This window comes from Bacillus sp. ChL18 (genome assembly GCF_026241425.1).
GTDB classification, from domain to species: domain Bacteria; phylum Bacillota; class Bacilli; order Bacillales; family Bacillaceae; genus Bacillus; species Bacillus velezensis.
The window spans coordinates 1,659,152-1,676,147 of the sequence record NZ_JAPHWE010000001.1 but is presented as its reverse complement, the minus strand read 5'-3'; the positions used below and the strand labels follow the sequence as shown (position 1 = coordinate 1,676,147).

The following is a 16,996-nucleotide window of genomic DNA, read 5'->3' as shown; positions in this document are numbered from 1 at the left end:
ATGAAAAAAATTTGGATCGGAATCGGCATCGCCGTAATTGTTGCAGTATTCATCGGTATCAATATTTATAAGTCTGCCGCTCCCGCGGGCGGCAGCGCCGGGAAAAAAATCGAAACCGGAACCATGGAAAACAGAGAAATCTCATCTACGGTTATGGTTCCGGGAACACTTAAATTCTCTAAAGAACAGTATGTTTTTTATGAAGCGGATAAAGGAACTCTTGATAAAGTGAAAGTAAAAGAAGGCGACAAAGTAAAAAAAGGGTCGTCGTTAGTCACGTATACAAATGAGCAGCTCAATCTTGATAAAGAACAAAATGAGTTGACAGAACAATCAAAACGTATGCAAATCGAACAAGTTGAAGAAAAACTCAGAGCATTAAACAGCAAGGAACAAGATCTGGAAAAACAAGTGGGAGAAGCGGAAGCCAAAAAACAAATTGAATCCGAACGGACTGATCTGCAGCTTCAGCAAAAAACGGCGGAAATCGAATTAAAGCAATCTGATTTGCAAAAGCAGTCTCTTGAAAATCAAGTGGCGAATCTCAATGTTAAGAGTGAGATGGACGGGACGGTTATCTCGGTAAATCAAGAAGCGGCTTCTAAAAAATCGGATATTCAAGAACCGGTTATACATATAGGAGACCCGGAACACCTGATCGTTGCCGGCAATTTGTCCGAATACGACACGCTGAAAGTGAAAAAGGGACAAAGCGTTACAATTACTTCAGACGCCATTCCAGGTAAAACGTGGAAAGGGAGAGTGGCGGCTGTCGGCCTCGTCCCTGATCAAAAGTCAAGCGCTGCTTCCGGGGAAAGTACGGAACAGGCCGTGCAGTATCCGTTCCAGGTTAAGCTGATCGGAAACCTTCCGGAGGGCAAGCCGGGGTTTAAATTAATTATGAACATTGAAACCGACAAACGGAAAGCCGATACACTGCCGTCCTCCGCAGTCAAAAAAGACGGAGATGAGCACTGGGTCTTTACGGTAAAAGACGGGAAGGCCAAACGCGTGAAAGTTAAAGTCGGCGATACCGCAAATCAGCTTACGGAGATAAAAGAGGGGCTTTCAAAGGATGATAAAGTCATTCTGAATCCGGCTGACGATTTGACTGACGGAACGGATGTGAAAGCATAGATGATTCAGCTTTCAAAGGTGAAAAAAAGCTATCAGATCGGCAAGGAGACGTTTGATGTTCTCCGTTCAATCGACTTGACGATTGAAGAAGGAGAATATGTGTCAATTATGGGACCGTCGGGATCGGGAAAATCTACGATCATGAATATCATCGGCTGTCTGGACAGACCGACGTCCGGCAGTTACAGGCTTGCGGGCGAAGATGTTTCTTCATGCACCGAAAAAGAGCTTGCGGCGGTCCGAAACAAATCAATCGGATTTGTCTTTCAGCAGTTTCAGCTGCTGCCGCGATTGAATGCAAGAAAAAATGTCGAACTCCCCATGATCTACGCCGGTATCGGCAAAAAAGAGCGTGAGGAACGGGCTGAGTATGCACTGGAAAAAGTCGGTTTGGCGGATCGGATGCGTCACATGCCGAATGAGCTGTCAGGCGGCCAGAAGCAGCGTGTCGCGATTGCAAGAGCCATCGTGAACGAACCGAAGCTCATTTTGGCTGATGAGCCGACCGGCGCGCTGGATACGAAAACAAGCATTTCCATTATGGAGCAGTTCACAGAGCTTAATGCAGAGGGCGTGACCGTGGTGCTTGTCACTCATGAGCCTGAAGTGGCGGACTGTACAAACAGAGTGATTTTCGTCCGTGACGGCATGATCGTTTCCCGCGATGCTGAGCAGAGGAGGGTGGGGGAATGAGCCTGTCAGAAAATCTCCGGATGGCCCTCAGTTCCGTAAGAGCTCACAAGCTGAGATCGATTCTGACAATGCTCGGAATCATTATCGGCGTCGGTTCAGTAATCGTTGTTGTGGCTGTCGGCCAGGGCGGAGAGCAAATGCTGAAGCAATCCATCAGCGGGCCGGGCAATACGATTGAATTGTTTTACCTTCCGAGTGATGAAGAATTAACAGCCAATCCGAACGCCTTACAGGAAGCGAGTTTTACAGAAGAAGATATTAATGGATTAAAAGGAGTGGACGGCGTAAAGCAGGTTGTCGCTTCCGCTGTAAAATCCATGACGGCCCGTTACCATGAAGAAGACACGGATATTACGCTGAACGGCATTAACAGCGGCTACATGGACGTAAAAAAGCTGGACGTTCAAGATGGACGGACATTTACGGACAATGATTTTCTTTCTGGGAAAAGAGCGGGAATCATCTCGAAAAAAATGGCTGAAAAGCTGTTCGGGAAAACGTCTCCGCTCGGAAAAATCGTCTGGGCCGGCGGACAGCCCGTTGAAGTAATCGGCGTACTGAAAGAAGAGAGCGGTTTTTTATCGTTAGGACTCAGTGAAATGTATGTGCCGTTCAACATGCTGAAAACGTCTTTCGGTACTAACGACTACAGCAACGTTTCCGTTCAGACGGAGTCCGCTGATCAAATCAAATCAACAGGAAAAGAAGCGGCCCGTCTCTTAAATGATAATCACGGTACAAAAGAGGCCTATCAAGTTATGAATATGGAAGAAATCGCGGCGGGAATCGGCCAGGTTACGACCGTCATGACGACGATCATCGGTTCGATCGCCGGTATTTCTCTCATTGTCGGCGGGATTGGGGTCATGAATATTATGCTCGTATCAGTGACGGAACGGACAAGAGAAATCGGCATCCGCAAATCGCTCGGTGCCACGAGAGGACAGATTCTGACACAATTCTTAATTGAATCTGTTGTGCTTACATTAATCGGCGGCTTAATCGGAATCGGTCTCGGCTACGGGGGAGCATCACTCGTTTCCCTTATCGCAGGCTGGCCGTCGCTCGTTTCTTGGCAGGTGGTTTGTATCGGCGTACTGTTCAGTATGCTGATCGGTGTCATTTTCGGCATGCTGCCCGCCAACAAAGCATCACGCTTAGATCCGATTGAAGCGTTAAGGTATGAATAACCGGCACCCCATGCAGTCTGCATGGGGTTTTTTGTGTGTTTTAATGATTGAATGAATATAATAGACTTCTTTCATTTATGATAAAAAGAAAATGTCATACAATTGTCCCCCTTTTTGTCGAATTTACAGTTTACAAACCCTATGTACATACGTTAATATGAACAAATGTGAAAGATTTTGATAGTTATTGAATGAATTTGAGTGATTTTAGTTGCTAGAAGTAAAAAAAGCGTTTACAATTATCTTGCAGCCGAAATGAATACGTTTCCAAAGGAGGCGGAATATGCTCACTCCTGAAAGGTATCAGCTGATTATTGATCAGATTGAAAAGCGTGATGTGGTGAAGATTCAAGAGCTGATAAGCATGACAAATGCTTCTGAATCAACGATCAGAAGAGATTTATCAACACTCGAAGAGCGCGGATTTTTAAAGCGCGTTCACGGCGGGGCGTCTAAACTTTCCAACAGCAGGCAAGAACCCGATATGCTTGAAAAATCCTCCAAAAACCTTCAAGATAAACTGAAGATCGCAGAAGAAGCGGCATCTTTATTAGAAGAAGGTGACTGTATTTACCTTGATGCGGGAACAACTACATTGCACATGATTGATTTTATAGATCATACAAAGGACATTGTGGTTGTCACAAACGGAGTTATGCATATCGACGCTTTAATAAGGAAAGGGATTCCTTTTTATCTTCTCGGAGGATATGTGAAGCATAGAACAGGTGCGATGATCGGCGGCGCCTCATTAACGGCGGTCAGCCAGTACCGGTTTGACAAAAGCTTTCTCGGGGTGAACGGCGTGCACATTGAAGCCGGCTTTACAACACCCGATCCGGATGAGGCTCTTCTGAAGACAAAGGCTGTGAGACAGGCGAAAAACGCGTATGTTTTAGCCGATCCTTCTAAATTCGGCGAGATTTCTTTCGCAGCGTTCGCCGCCTTGGGCGATGCAGCTATCATTACCACTGAAGCTGAAGAACTTGCATTCGATAATTACCAAGAAAAAACTGTCGTAAAGGTAGTGAAACCATGATTTACACTGTAACCCTCAATCCGTCTGTTGACTATATCGTTCACGTTGAAGATTTTGCCGTAGGCGGTTTAAACCGTTCCAGCTATGACACGAAGTATCCCGGCGGAAAAGGCATCAACGTTTCAAGATTACTGAAAAGACACCATGTGCCGTCAAAAGCATTGGGGTTTGTCGGCGGATTTACCGGAAATTATATCACGTCATTTTTGCAGCAGGAAGGTCTGGAAACGGCTTTTTCTGAGGTAGATGAAGACACGCGTATAAATGTAAAACTGAAAACGGGCGATGAAACGGAAATTAACGGACAGGGCCCGACGATTTCAGACGAAGTGTTCAATACCTTTTTAGAACAGTTCTCCGCTCTGGAAGAGGGAGACATCGTCGTTTTAGCGGGAAGCATTCCTTCTTCCCTGCCGCATAACACGTATGAAAAAATTGCTGAGGCATGCAGAAAGCAGAATGCCCGGGTAGTCGTGGACATCTCCGGTGAAGCGCTGATGAAAGCGACAGAAATGAAACCGTTTTTGATGAAGCCGAATCATCATGAGCTTGGGGAAATGTTCAATACGGTCATTGATTCAGCCGAAGCTGCCGTTCCTTACGGTAAAAAATTGATTGAACAAGGCGCTGAACACGCGATTGTTTCGATGGCTGGCGACGGTGCGCTTTTATTTACGAAAGAGGCGGTTTTCCTCGCCAATGTTCCTAAAGGAAAGCTTGTCAATTCGGTAGGCGCGGGTGATTCCGTCGTCGCGGGATTCCTTGCGGGAATTTCAAAACAGCTGCCTTTGGAAGATGCGTTCCGTTTAGGAGTTGCTTCCGGAAGCGCGACGGCATTTTCTGAAGAACTCGGAACTGAAGAGTTTGTACAGCAGCTTCTTCCTGAAGTTAAAGTCACACGTCTATAGAGGAGGAAAGAAAAGTGAAGATAACTGAGCTGTTAACAAGAGATACAATTCATCTCAATATAGAAAGCAAAGAGAAAGAAAACGTTATCGATGAAATGGTGACAGTGCTTGACAAAGCCGGCAGATTAAATGACAGAGAGGCTTACAAAGCAGCCATTTTAAATCGTGAAAGCCAAAGCTCAACGGGAATCGGCGAAGGCATTGCCATTCCTCATGCGAAGACGGCGAGCGTCATTAACCCGGCCATCGCATTCGGACGTTCAAAAGATGGTGTGGATTATGAATCATTAGACGGTCAGCCGGCACACCTGGTCTTTATGATTGCGGCAACCGAAGGAGCGAATAATACGCACCTTGAAGCATTATCAAGACTTTCAACGCTTCTCATGCGTGAGGAGATCCGCAAACAGCTTCTTGAAGCTGAATCAGAAGATGCGATCATTGACATCATCAATCAGCATGACAAAGATGACGATGAGGAAGAAGAAGAGCAGGAAGAACAGGCAGCGCCGTCAGGAAAAGGCAAAATCCTTGCCGTTACGGCATGTCCGACAGGTATCGCCCATACGTTCATGGCAGCTGACGCACTGAAGGAAAAAGCGAAAGAGCTCGGCGTTGACATTAAAGTAGAGACAAACGGCTCAAGCGGTATCAAACATAAGCTGACGGCTCAAGAAATTGAAGACGCGCCTGCGATCATCGTGGCGGCTGATAAACAGGTTGAAATGGAACGCTTTAAAGGCAAACATGTTCTTCAAGTGCCTGTGACGGCCGGTATCAGACGTCCTCAGGAACTGATTGAAAAAGCCGTTAACCAAGATGCGCCGATTTACGAGGGCAGCGGCGGAGGATCTTCCGCTTCAGATGAAGACGGCCCGAAACAGAAATCAGGCACAAGTATCGGAAGTACTTTCTATAAACACTTAATGAGCGGTGTCAGCAACATGCTGCCATTTGTCGTCGGCGGCGGAATTCTCGTTGCGATTTCATTCTTCTGGGGAATTCATTCAGCTGATCCGAAAGACCCGACATACAACACGTTTGCCGCAGCGCTGAACTTTATCGGCGGCGATAATGCGTTAAAACTGATTGTTGCCGTTCTTGCCGGATTCATCGCAATGAGTATTGCGGACCGTCCGGGATTTGCGCCGGGTATGGTCGGCGGATTTATGGCTACGCAGGCGAATGCCGGATTCTTGGGCGGACTGATTGCCGGATTCTTAGCCGGTTATGTCGTAGTCCTTTTGAAAAAGCTGTTTGTCTTTATTCCTCAGACTCTTGACGGATTAAAACCTGTATTGATTTATCCGCTGCTCGGTATTTTTATCACAGGGGTTCTGATGCAGTTTGTCATTAACACACCTGTAGCAGCGTTTATGAATTTCTTAACAAATTGGCTTGAAAGCCTTGGAACTGGAAACCTTGTCTTAATGGGTATTATTTTAGGCGGTATGATGGCTATCGACATGGGCGGCCCGCTCAATAAAGCGGCGTTCACTTTCGGTATCGCGATGATCGGGGCCGGAAACTATGCGCCGCATGCGGCCATCATGGCGGGCGGAATGGCTCCGCCGCTTGGAATCGCACTGGCGACAACATTCTTTAAACACAAATTCTCTAAACGTGACCGTGAAGCCGGTATTACGTGCTACTTCATGGGAGCAGCTTTCGTTACAGAAGGCGCCATCCCGTTTGCAGCGGCTGATCCGCTTCGCGTCATCCCTGCAGCCGTTGTCGGTTCTGCGGTAGCGGGCGGACTGACAGAGTTTTTCCGGGTAACGCTTCCTGCACCGCACGGAGGAATATTCGTTGCATTCATTACGAACCATCCGCTGCTTTACTTAATGAGCATCGTGATCGGAGCGGTTGTAACGGCGGTTATCTTGGGAATCGTCAAAAAACCGGTTGTAGAGAAATAAGCAAAAAGCGTCCTTTACGGGCGCTTTTTTCAATCATATGCGCATAGAAGCGTTATGTATTTTGTGATGAGTTGTGATAAAGTAAAGATAGTACATGAAACCGTAACAGTGATCGTCTAGGAGGAACCACGTTGACTGAAGAACAAAAACCTACTTCTGAAAAATCGGTAAAAAGAAAATCCAACACGTATTGGGAATGGGGAAAGGCCATCATTATAGCGGTCGCTCTTGCGCTTTTAATCCGCCATTTCCTATTTGAACCGTACTTAGTGGAAGGATCATCAATGTACCCGACATTACATGACGGTGAAAGGCTGTTTGTCAACAAAAGCGTCAATTATATCGGAGAAATCGAGCGGGGGGACATCGTCATTATTAACGGCGATACGTCGAAAGTCCATTATGTAAAGCGGCTCATCGGAAAACCGGGAGAAACGGTGGAAATGAAAAATGACACGCTTTATATAAACGGCAAAAAAATCGCAGAACCGTACCTCGCGAGCAATAAAAAAGAAGCGAAAAAACTGGGAGTCAACCTGACGGGAGATTTCGGCCCCGTAAAGGTTCCGAAAGGCAAATACTTCGTCATGGGCGACAATCGGCTGAACTCAATGGACAGCCGGAACGGACTCGGTTTAATTGCCGAAAACCGGATCGTCGGCACCTCGAAGTTTGTGTTCTTCCCGTTTCATGATATGCGTCAGACAAAATAAAAACGCCGCGCTGCCCGATTTGGACAGCAGGCGTTTTTTATTTGGCAAACGAGGCGGCGACGGCGATGAACAATACCGTGGCCAGCACTGATCCGACAATGGCCAGAACGCTGAAAAAAAGATTCACCTGCTTCTTCTCTTTGCCGCGTTTTTCAAGCATCCGTTTTGAGAAGAGATGCGAAAACGTATAAATGAGGGCGATTCCGACGTACAAGCCGATGTCACGTGCCGTAAAGCCTGTGACGGCCAGAAAAACCCCGGTGAAGAAAATCATAAGACAGTATTCTGTGAGTGTTAAAAGCTTCAACTTGTTCCTCCGTGATGAATATGTATATATATCTATTGTATCACAGCGCTCCGGGTTTGACGCCTGCATCTTTCAAACCCGTATATTCGCAGGGAAACATTTCTCTTCCCCTTTATTCATGGTATACTTTTAATGATGATAGACACGATGGAGGATTCTAAATGATTGCTGTAAATAATGTGAGCTTGCGTTTTGCGGATCGCAAGTTATTTGAAGATGTCAATATTAAATTTACGCCGGGCAACTGCTACGGATTAATAGGCGCAAACGGTGCCGGAAAATCAACATTTTTGAAAATTTTATCCGGTGAGCTGGAGCCGCAGACCGGCGATGTCCATATGAGCCCGGGCGAACGTCTTGCCATTCTGAAGCAGAACCACTTTGAATATGAAGAGTTCGAAGTGCTGAAAGTCGTCATTATGGGACATAAACGTTTATACGAAGTCATGCAGGAAAAAGACGCGATTTATATGAAGCCTGATTTTTCAGATGAAGACGGCATCCGCGCCGCTGAGCTTGAAGGAGAGTTTGCGGAATTAAACGGATGGGAAGCTGAAAGTGAAGCCGCTATTTTGTTAAAGGGCCTGGGCATCTCTGAAGACCTGCATACGAAGAAAATGGCGGACTTAGGCGGTTCAGAAAAGGTGAAAGTGCTTTTGGCACAGGCGCTGTTCGGCAAGCCGGACGTTCTGCTGCTTGATGAACCGACCAACCACTTGGATCTGAAAGCGATTCAGTGGCTGGAAGAGTTTTTAATCAACTTTGAGAATACAGTCATCGTCGTATCCCATGACCGTCACTTTTTAAATAAAGTGTGCACGCACATCGCCGATCTTGATTTTAATAAAATTCAAGTGTACGTCGGCAACTATGATTTCTGGTATGAATCCAGCCAGCTTGCTTTAAAGCTTTCTCAGGAAGCCAACAAGAAAAAAGAAGAGCAGATTAAACAGCTTCAGGAGTTCGTGGCCAGATTCAGCGCCAACGCCTCTAAATCAAAGCAGGCGACATCAAGAAAGAAACTCCTTGATAAAATCACGCTTGATGATATCAAACCGTCATCACGCCGTTATCCTTATGTCAATTTCACGCCGGAACGCGAGATCGGAAATGACGTGCTGCGGGTTGAAGGCTTAACAAAAACGATTGACGGGGTAAAAGTGCTTGATAACGTCAGCTTTATTATGAACAGAGAAGATAAAATCGCTTTTACGGGCCGCAACGAACTTGCCGTTACAACATTGTTTAAAATCATTTCCGGGGAAATGGAAGCAGACAGCGGCACATTTAAATGGGGCGTGACCACTTCTCAGGCGTACTTCCCTAAAGACAACAGCGAATATTTTGACGGCAGCGATGCGAACCTTGTTGACTGGCTCCGCCAATACTCGCCACATGACCAAAGCGAAAGCTTTCTGCGCGGTTTCTTAGGACGCATGCTGTTCTCAGGAGAAGAAGTCAACAAAAAATCAAACGTCCTTTCCGGAGGAGAAAAAGTGCGCTGCATGCTTTCAAAAGCGATGCTTTCCGGTGCGAATATCTTAATTCTGGATGAACCGACCAACCACTTAGATTTGGAATCCATTACGGCGCTTAACAACGGCTTAATCAGCTTTAAAGGCGCTATGCTGTTTTCATCTCATGACCATCAGTTTGTACAGACAATTGCCAACCGCATCATTGAATTAACGCCTAAAGGCATTGTTGACAAACAAATGTCTTATGACGAATTTCTTGAAAACGCGGATGTACAGAAAAAGCTTGAAGAGCTATACGCGTAATAAAGAAGCAGGGGAGACTCTGCTTTTTTATTTATGAAAAAAGTTTTCAATCTTCTGACTTCCCGTTACAATAAATGAATACATAACTTGAAAAGAGACGGAGGAATGCATCATGAAGTTTTTAGTTGTCGGAGCTGGAGGAGTGGGCGGTTATATCGGCGCACGTCTTGCAGAGAAGGGAAATGACGTTACGTTTCTCGTCCGCAAGAAACGGGCGGAACAATTACAAGAAACGGGTTTGACCGTCAAAAGTGCAAAAGGTGATGTTTCAATTAAGCCGAAATTAATGATGGCGGGCGAAGAAGGAGCATTTGACGCGGTTATCATCGCTTCAAAAGCGTATTCTTTGCAGGACGTCATTCGGGATGTCAAACCGTTTGTCAAACCTTCGTCGGTCATTATTCCTTTTTTAAACGGATACAGGCACTATAACCAGCTGTTTGAAGCTTTTTCAAAACGGCAGGTGCTGGGCGGCCTCTGCTTTATTGAGAGCGCCCTTAACGACAAAGGGGACATTCTTCATACGAGCGCTGCCCACCGCTTTGTTTTCGGTGAATGGAACGGGGAACGCACGGAACGTATGAATGAGCTGGAAAACGCATTTGCAGGTGTGAAAGCGGATGTCATCATCAGCCGGGATATTGAAAAGGACATTTGGAAAAAATATATGTTTATTGCCGCGCAGGCGGGAGTGACCACTCTGTTTCAACAGCCGGTCGGACCGATTTTAGAAACAGAAGGCGGCCGCAACACGGCAAAGCGCCTCTTTGCTGAAATCGGAGCCATTTTCAAGGCTGCCGGCATCCCGAAAGATCCTGGTCTGGAAGAAGAGAGTTATCGCACATTGACAAGCATGTCTTACCATATGAAATCGTCGATGCTGAGAGACATGGAAAATGGCCGGGTGACAGAAGGTGATCATTTACACGGGTTTCTGCTTGAGAAAGCGAAAGGCTTGTCAGTTGATACCCCTGTTTTGGAAACTGTCTTTGCCAACTTGCAAATGTATGAAGCAAAATAAAAAAGGAGGCCTAATCGCCTCCTTTTTTATTAAAATGCCCAGTTTCCGTTTCTGAAGATCGGTTCTCTTTTGCCGTCCGCCGTAATGCCGTCGATATTCATATCTTTGGAACCGACCATAAAATCTACGTGTGTAATGCTTTCATTTAAGCCCTCTTTGACAAGCTCTTCCCGTGTCATCTGTTTGCCGCCCTCAATATTAAAGGCATACGCACTGCCGATCGCCAAGTGGTTAGAGGCGTTTTCATCGTACAGTGTGTTGTAAAATAAAATATTTGATTGTGAAATCGGTGAATCGTACGGCACTAAGGCCACTTCTCCGAGATAGTGTGAGCCTTCATCGGTTTCGACGATGCCTTTTAAAATCTCCTCGCCTTTTTCAGCTTTCACATCAACGATGCGGCCGTTTTCAAAGGTAAGAGTGAAGTTATCAATAATGTTGCCGCCGTAGCTCAGCGGTTTCGTGCTGGAAACCGTGCCGTTCACCCCGTCACGCTGCGGAAGGGTGAAAACCTCTTCTGTCGGCATGTTGGCCATGAATTCGTGCCCGCTCTCATTCACGCTTCCTGCGCCTGCCCATACATGTTTTTTCGGCAGTTCAATGGTTAAGTCTGTTCCTTCAGCCTGATAATGCAGGGCGCTGTAATGTTTTCTGTTTAAGTGTTCCACTTTTTCATGAAGGTTTTGATCATGTTTTTTCCATGCTTCCACAGGGTTTTCTTCATTTACGCGGGTCGTTTTGAAAATTTCTTCCCATAAAAGCTGAACGGCTGTTTCTTCCGGCTGATCCGGGAACACTTTTTTCGCCCAGCCTGTTGAAGCGGCTCCGATCACCGTCCAGCTGACCTTATCTGATTGAATATATTGTCTGTATGTATGCAATGCTTTTCCGGCGGCTTTTTGGAACGCTGCAATCCGTTTGCCGTCAGTGCCTTTTAACAGGTCGGGATCGGATGAGACGACAGAAATAAACGCAGCCCCTTTTTTCGCGAGCTCTTCTTTGCCTTTTGCTTCCCATTCAGGATACTCTTCAAACGCTTCAAAAGGTGCCATCTCGTATTTTAATCTGGACAGTTCATCGTCCTGCCAATTTACGGTGACGTTTTTTGCGCCTTTTTCATAAGAATGTTTGGCAAGCAGTCTGACAAGTTCCCGGACATCAGTTGAGGCATTGATTACGACATGCTGTCCTTTTTGGACATTAACGCCGACTTCTACCGCCAGCTGAGCATATGTATGTAACTTTTCAGTAAACGAACTCATCGTTCATTCCTCCTCATCGGTTTTTCTCATCATATCAAATATCGCCTCATAAAGGAAAGAAAGGAGCACAAACGAAAAAGACACAGCTTTTGCTGCGTCTTTACGGGTGATTCAGTTTTACGGCACCGCCGGCCGGAGAATGGGGCATATTGGCCAGTGAAATGCTCATACCCCCCAGAATAATTCCGCTTAAAATGACGGCTACTGCTACGCGTCTTCCCACATCTCTAAGCATATGCTTCCTCCTTAATGTTTCTCCAGTTCTCACAATATGAGCCGGCTGGAGAAAAAAGAAGCACAATCTTATTATTTAATCGCTTTTTGCAGCTTGTCGATGACGTCTAATGAACGTCCCGTGCCGATAGCCACTGATTCAAGCGGATTTGCCGCCAAATGAACGGGAACGACGATTTCATCTGTCAGCCATTCTTTCATCCCGTTTAAAAGGGAGCCTCCGCCGGTTAACACGACGCCGCGGTCAACGATATCACCGCTGAGCTCCGGCGGACAATCTTCAAGTGTCGCTCTGATCGCTTCAAGAATATGCAGGAGCGACTCACGCATCGCGTGCTGAATTTCATTAGACTGCAGTCTGATTGTCTTCGGCAGACCGGTTACAAGGTCACGCCCGCGGATTTCCATCGTTTCCGGCACATGTTCGATCAATGCAAAACCGATTTCCATTTTCACTTGTTCTGCCGTACGTTCCCCGATCAGCAGGTTGTATTTTTTTCTGACGAACGAGGCGATATCTTCATCAAGCTGGTCGCCGCCGATTCTGATCGAATGGCAGGATACGACGCCACCGAATGAGATGATGGCGACTTCAGTCGTACCGCCGCCGATATCTACGACGACGTTTGCGACCGGCTCGTCAACAGGGAGGTCGGCTCCGATTGCAGCGGCTACGGGTTCTTCAATCAAGTGAACGTTTTTCGCTCCGCAGTTTTTGACAGCGTCACTGATGGCGCGGCGTTCAACGGCTGTTGAGCCTGAAGGCGTGCAGACGACGACATTCGGTTTGCGGAAGGTCATTCCGATTTTTTTTCCGGCTTTTTTCATAATGTGTTTTAATAAGTCAGTTGTCATATCATAATCAGCAATGACACCGTCTTTCATCGGCCGTACGGCGACGATTTTCCCCGGCGTCTTTCCGATCATGCTTTTGGCATCCGTTCCGATGGCAAGCACCGCTTTCGTTGTTGTATCTACAGCGACAACGGAAGGCTCGTTTAAAATAATTCCTTTATTTTTACTGTAAACAAGTATATTAGCGGTTCCTAAGTCGATTCCGATCTCAGTTGATTGAAACATGTTTTCACCCAATCCCTATCCTGATTTAATTGATTCTACATTTAAAGTTTCTGAGAAAAACCACGATTTTTGGGGGTTTCCGCCGGGAATGAAATGTTTTTGTAAAAAAGGAGGGAAAGTCTGTATCCCATATTTCAAAAGGATTTTCTTCTGTAAAAAAACATTCAGTTCCGGATGCTGAGAAACTTTTGCTCCGTTCCTTTCGTCTACGTTTATGAAGGATTTTCCTTGGACATAAAGAAGAGACATTAAAGGAAGTAGGGGATTTCTATGAAATCAATTGGTGTAGTAAGAAAAGTAGACGAACTCGGGCGTATTGTCATGCCGATTGAATTGAGAAGAGCATTGGATATCGCTATTAAAGATAGTATTGAATTTTTCGTTGACGGAGACAAAATTGTCTTAAAAAAATACAAGCCGCACGGCATTTGCTTAATGACGGGGGAAATTACCTCCGAAAATCAGGAGTACGGCAACGGCAAAATTATTTTAAGTCCTGAAGGAGCGAAAATGCTGCTTGAGGAAATCGAGGAAGCGTTAAAAGATAGATCATAATCAGCAAAAAGGGCGGAGCATCATTCCGTCCTTTTATTATGAACTTGTGCAAAAACTCACGGGAAAAGTAAGCGAACCTGCTCAATTAATTGGGAATAGTTATCATTTTTTAGTCAATAATGCAGTCAACAATGTTACAATATATGTAGAAATGCTAGCGGCAGGTGGGACTATGGGAAAATATCAAGCGCGTATCATTTCCTTAATCTTGGCAATGATTTTTATTATGTTTTGGGATTATTTATTTTATATGATTGAACGGAATCCGATTAACTGGCCCGTTGACATCACCTTTACCGCCGTCACATTAATCAGCGTCTGGCTGCTGGCTTATTATGTGGATAATAAAAAGCAGCTGCTGGCGGAGCTGAAGGACAGCGAGCAGAAAGCAAAGGCGCTTTCAGATGAGAAAAACCGGATCATGGACAATCTGCAGGAAATCGTTTTTCAGACGGATGCGCAAGGGAATATTACATATTTGAATCAGGCCTGGACGGCGATTACGGGCCACTCCATCAGCGAATGTATGGGCACGATGTATAATGATTATTTTATAAAAGAAAAACATATCATTGATTATATTATCTCCCAAATCAAGCAGCAGTCCCCGTCAGGAATGTTTACGGCCAAATATATTAAAAGAGACGGCACGATCTTTTGGGGAGAAGTCCATTATAAGCTGTATTATGACCGCAGACAGAAATTTGTCGGAAGCCTGGGGACGATGTCTGATATCAGTGAACGGAAAAAAGCGGTCGACGAGCTTCTGGAAACGAACGAACGCCTTGCCATGCAATCTCAAAAGCTGGCCATTGCCGGGGAGCTTGCTGCAGGAATCGCCCATGAAGTAAGAAATCCTTTAACGTCAGTCAGCGGCTTTCTCCAGCTGATGAAAGCCCAGTATCCGGAAAGAACGGATTATTTTGATATTATTTTTTCGGAGATTAAAAGGATTGATCTTGTGCTGGGGGAGCTGCTTCTGCTCGCCAAGCCGCAGACCGTGACGTTTACCGCTCATCATCTCAACCATATTTTAAGGCAGGTGGCGACGCTTCTTGACACGAACGCGGTGCTGTCGAACACTGTGATTGAGAAGGATTTCAGGCAGACTGAGTCCTGTATGGTCAACGGTGACGAAAACCAGTTGAAACAGGTATTTATCAATATTATTAAAAATGCGATTGAAGCGATGCCTGACGGCGGGAATATTCATATTTATACAAAACGGGATGAAGAATACGCGGTGATCAGCATACAGGATGAAGGGAACGGCATGTCGAAAGAAAAGCTTGAAAACATCGGGAAACCGTTTTTCTCAACAAAAGATCAGGGAACGGGTCTCGGTCTTCCGATTTGTTTACGAATTCTGAAGGAGCATAATGGTAAACTTAACATTAAGAGCAAAAATGGAGAAGGCAGTACGTTTCAGGTGATTCTGCCGTTAGAAGCGGCTGCTGTCCAAAAGGAGGAAAAATAACTTGCTTCTTTTTGTATACGGTTTGTTACGGAAGCGTGAAGAAAATCATGAACTGCTGAAGGGCGCTCCGTGTGTGTGCGAGCAGGCCGCGATAAACGGCGTGCTGTACGAAACGGATAAAGGTCAGCCTGCGGCGTCTTTAGCAGAAACAGCTTTTGTGTACGGAGAATTGTATGAAACAGATCATCAGATGATCCGTAAGCTGGATGCGTATTATGCTGATTTTGATCGGAAAGAGGTTGCCGTGACGACGGATGCCGGGAATAAAACCGCCTTCGCATATGTCGTAAAGCCCGACCAGTGTGCCTCATTCAGCCGTATCAAAAGCGGAGACTGGAAAGAATACCGTTTTATGAAACGGGAGGATGACAGTCCGGTTTATTATTTCGCATACGGCTCCTGTATGGACAATGCCCGGTTTAAACAGGCGGGGGTCGACCACTTTTTTGCCGAGCCGGTCGGAGGGGCGGTTGTTGAAGGATATTCGACGAGATTCACCTTAAGGCGTCCTGACGGTTCCAGAGCCGATCTTGTTGAAGACGGGGGACGAACTGAAGGCGTGCTGTACAAGCTCCCGTTTGAAGCGGCAACCTATCTGTACAAAAGAGAAGGTGTTGATAACCACACATACCGTCCCGCGTTCATAGAAGTGTGTGCCGGCGGCCGTGTATACAGAGGTGTCCTGACATTTCTGGTTCTTGATAAAGCTGAGGAAATTGCGCCTCCGGGTCACTATCAGGAAGAAATCGAACGCGGAGCGGACCTGTATTTATCACCCGCCTTTTCAGAAAAGCTTAAACGCTATATGAACTCATTGCCGAAAATGTGATACTATTCCTATTAGAGATATTGTTTAAAGGAGTACTGTTATGAGAAAAGAGTTTGCCGTTATCGGTCTCGGACGCTTCGGCGGAAGTATTTGCAAAGCATTAAGTGAAGAAGGCCTTGAGGTCATGGCGATGGATATTGATGAAGATAAAGTAAATGAATACGCCAAAATCGCATCACACGCGGTCATCGGCGATTCAACCGATGAATCAGTGCTGAAAAACTTAGGGCTGCGCAACTTTGACCACGTCATTGTGGCAATCGGCGAAAATATACAGGCGAGCATTTTAACGACGCTGATCTTAAAGGAACTCGGCGTGAACACGATCACGGTTAAAGCGCAAAACGATTATCATGAGAAAGTGCTTGCGAAAATCGGGGCCGACCACATCGTCCACCCTGAACGTGACATGGCAAAACGCATCGCCCACAACATCGTATCAAATAATGTGCTTGATTATTTGGAGCTGTCCGACGAACACAGCATTGTGGAGATCGTGGCCAACAGCAGGCTTGCGGGCAACACACTGCTTGATCTGGACATCCGGGCGAAGTACGGCATTAATATCGTAGCCATCAAGAGAGAAAAAGAAGTGATCGTATCTCCTCTGGCGACTGAAATGATCCAAAAAGAAGATATTCTCATCGTTATCGGCTCTCTTACGGACATTTCCCGATTTGAAAAAAGAGTGCTTCACACAAAGTGAAAAGCCGTCCGTAAAAGGACGGTCTTTTATTATGTCAGAATAGAAAGACATTTATCATGTAAGCGGTATTTTCTGCAATTTTTATTGACTATGATCAGGCGATCCGATAGCATATTGTACCATATAAAGAAAAAGAGGAGGCCTC

17 protein-coding genes are annotated in these 16,996 nt (G+C 45.9%); 13 read left to right on the top strand and 4 right to left on the bottom strand.

The annotated features are described in order from the left end of the window. The 7 genes from OQ477_RS08080 to sipT all read left to right on the top strand — a co-directional run bounded on the left by OQ477_RS08080 (position 1) and on the right by sipT (position 7,599). The gene (locus tag OQ477_RS08080; protein WP_265972020.1) at positions 1-1,137 is read left to right on the top strand and encodes an efflux RND transporter periplasmic adaptor subunit; all 1,137 of its coding nucleotides are present in this window, start codon (positions 1-3) and stop codon (positions 1,135-1,137) included. Continuing rightward, on the top strand, positions 1,138-1,830 hold the full coding sequence (locus OQ477_RS08075; protein WP_007611126.1) for an ABC transporter ATP-binding protein: 693 nt from the start codon (positions 1,138-1,140) through the stop codon (positions 1,828-1,830). It begins immediately after the preceding gene. Then, positions 1,827-3,020: an ABC transporter permease gene (locus tag OQ477_RS08070; protein ID WP_038457867.1), complete on the top strand. Its 1,194-nt coding sequence runs from the start codon at positions 1,827-1,829 to the stop codon at positions 3,018-3,020. The genes OQ477_RS08075 and OQ477_RS08070 overlap by 4 nt, the downstream gene beginning before the upstream one ends. A gap of 283 nt (positions 3,021-3,303) precedes the next feature. Further along, complete coding sequence (locus OQ477_RS08065; RefSeq protein ID WP_007611128.1) at positions 3,304-4,059, top strand: DeoR/GlpR family DNA-binding transcription regulator; 756 nt, start codon at positions 3,304-3,306, stop codon at positions 4,057-4,059. After that, positions 4,056-4,967, top strand: coding sequence for a 1-phosphofructokinase (gene pfkB, locus OQ477_RS08060; RefSeq protein ID WP_045207294.1), 912 nt, complete (start codon positions 4,056-4,058; stop codon positions 4,965-4,967). The genes OQ477_RS08065 and pfkB overlap by 4 nt, the downstream gene beginning before the upstream one ends. Before the next feature lie 14 nt (positions 4,968-4,981). Beyond that, positions 4,982-6,886, top strand: a complete 1,905-nt coding sequence (locus tag OQ477_RS08055) for a PTS fructose transporter subunit IIABC (protein WP_095271792.1) — start codon at positions 4,982-4,984, stop codon at positions 6,884-6,886. 131 nt (positions 6,887-7,017) lie between these two features. Next, positions 7,018-7,599 carry a signal peptidase I sipT gene (gene sipT, locus OQ477_RS08050; RefSeq protein ID WP_003154568.1) on the top strand — a complete coding sequence of 194 codons (582 nt, stop codon included), beginning with the start codon at positions 7,018-7,020 and terminating at the stop codon, positions 7,597-7,599. A 37-nt stretch (positions 7,600-7,636) separates the two neighbouring features. Here sipT and OQ477_RS08045 read toward each other — a convergent pair whose 3' ends face one another. Beyond that, complete coding sequence (locus tag OQ477_RS08045; RefSeq protein WP_021493749.1) at positions 7,637-7,906, bottom strand: hypothetical protein; 270 nt, start codon at positions 7,904-7,906, stop codon at positions 7,637-7,639. Between the two features lie 161 nt (positions 7,907-8,067). On the opposite strand from OQ477_RS08045, the gene OQ477_RS08040 reads away from it, so the two are divergent. Further along, positions 8,068-9,687, top strand: coding sequence for an ABC-F family ATP-binding cassette domain-containing protein (locus OQ477_RS08040; protein WP_007611134.1), 1,620 nt, complete (start codon positions 8,068-8,070; stop codon positions 9,685-9,687). A 112-nt stretch (positions 9,688-9,799) separates the two neighbouring features. After that, positions 9,800-10,708 carry a ketopantoate reductase family protein gene (locus OQ477_RS08035; RefSeq protein WP_265972017.1) on the top strand — a complete coding sequence of 303 codons (909 nt, stop codon included), beginning with the start codon at positions 9,800-9,802 and terminating at the stop codon, positions 10,706-10,708. A gap of 29 nt (positions 10,709-10,737) precedes the next feature. On the opposite strand, the gene OQ477_RS08030 is transcribed toward OQ477_RS08035, so the two are convergent. From OQ477_RS08030 to mreBH, 3 genes are all read right to left on the bottom strand, one after another. Beyond that, a complete protein-coding gene (locus tag OQ477_RS08030) occupies positions 10,738-11,970 on the bottom strand; it encodes an aminopeptidase (RefSeq protein WP_095059983.1) in 1,233 nt (410 codons plus the stop codon). A gap of 100 nt (positions 11,971-12,070) precedes the next feature. After that, positions 12,071-12,205 carry a protein YkpC gene (locus OQ477_RS08025; protein ID WP_003154559.1) on the bottom strand — a complete coding sequence of 45 codons (135 nt, stop codon included), beginning with the start codon at positions 12,203-12,205 and terminating at the stop codon, positions 12,071-12,073. A gap of 71 nt (positions 12,206-12,276) precedes the next feature. Then, positions 12,277-13,284 carry a cell shape-determining protein MreBH gene (gene mreBH / locus OQ477_RS08020; protein WP_003154558.1) on the bottom strand — a complete coding sequence of 336 codons (1,008 nt, stop codon included), beginning with the start codon at positions 13,282-13,284 and terminating at the stop codon, positions 12,277-12,279. 270 nt (positions 13,285-13,554) lie between these two features. Here mreBH and OQ477_RS08015 point away from each other — a divergent pair, with 270 nt between their 5' ends. The 4 genes from OQ477_RS08015 (at position 13,555) to ktrC (ending at position 16,851) form a co-directional block, all read left to right on the top strand. Further along, positions 13,555-13,839, top strand: coding sequence for an AbrB/MazE/SpoVT family DNA-binding domain-containing protein (locus OQ477_RS08015; RefSeq protein WP_024085249.1), 285 nt, complete (start codon positions 13,555-13,557; stop codon positions 13,837-13,839). Between the two features lie 172 nt (positions 13,840-14,011). Further along, positions 14,012-15,316, top strand: coding sequence for an ATP-binding protein (locus OQ477_RS08010; RefSeq protein WP_032874761.1), 1,305 nt, complete (start codon positions 14,012-14,014; stop codon positions 15,314-15,316). A gap of 1 nt (position 15,317) precedes the next feature. Further along, complete coding sequence (locus OQ477_RS08005) at positions 15,318-16,145, top strand: gamma-glutamylcyclotransferase (protein WP_015239773.1); 828 nt, start codon at positions 15,318-15,320, stop codon at positions 16,143-16,145. 40 nt (positions 16,146-16,185) lie between these two features. After that, entirely contained in the window at positions 16,186-16,851 is a 666-nt protein-coding gene (ktrC, locus tag OQ477_RS08000) for a Ktr system potassium transporter KtrC (RefSeq protein ID WP_003154554.1), read from the top strand. The last annotated feature ends 145 nt before the right edge of the window (positions 16,852-16,996 follow it).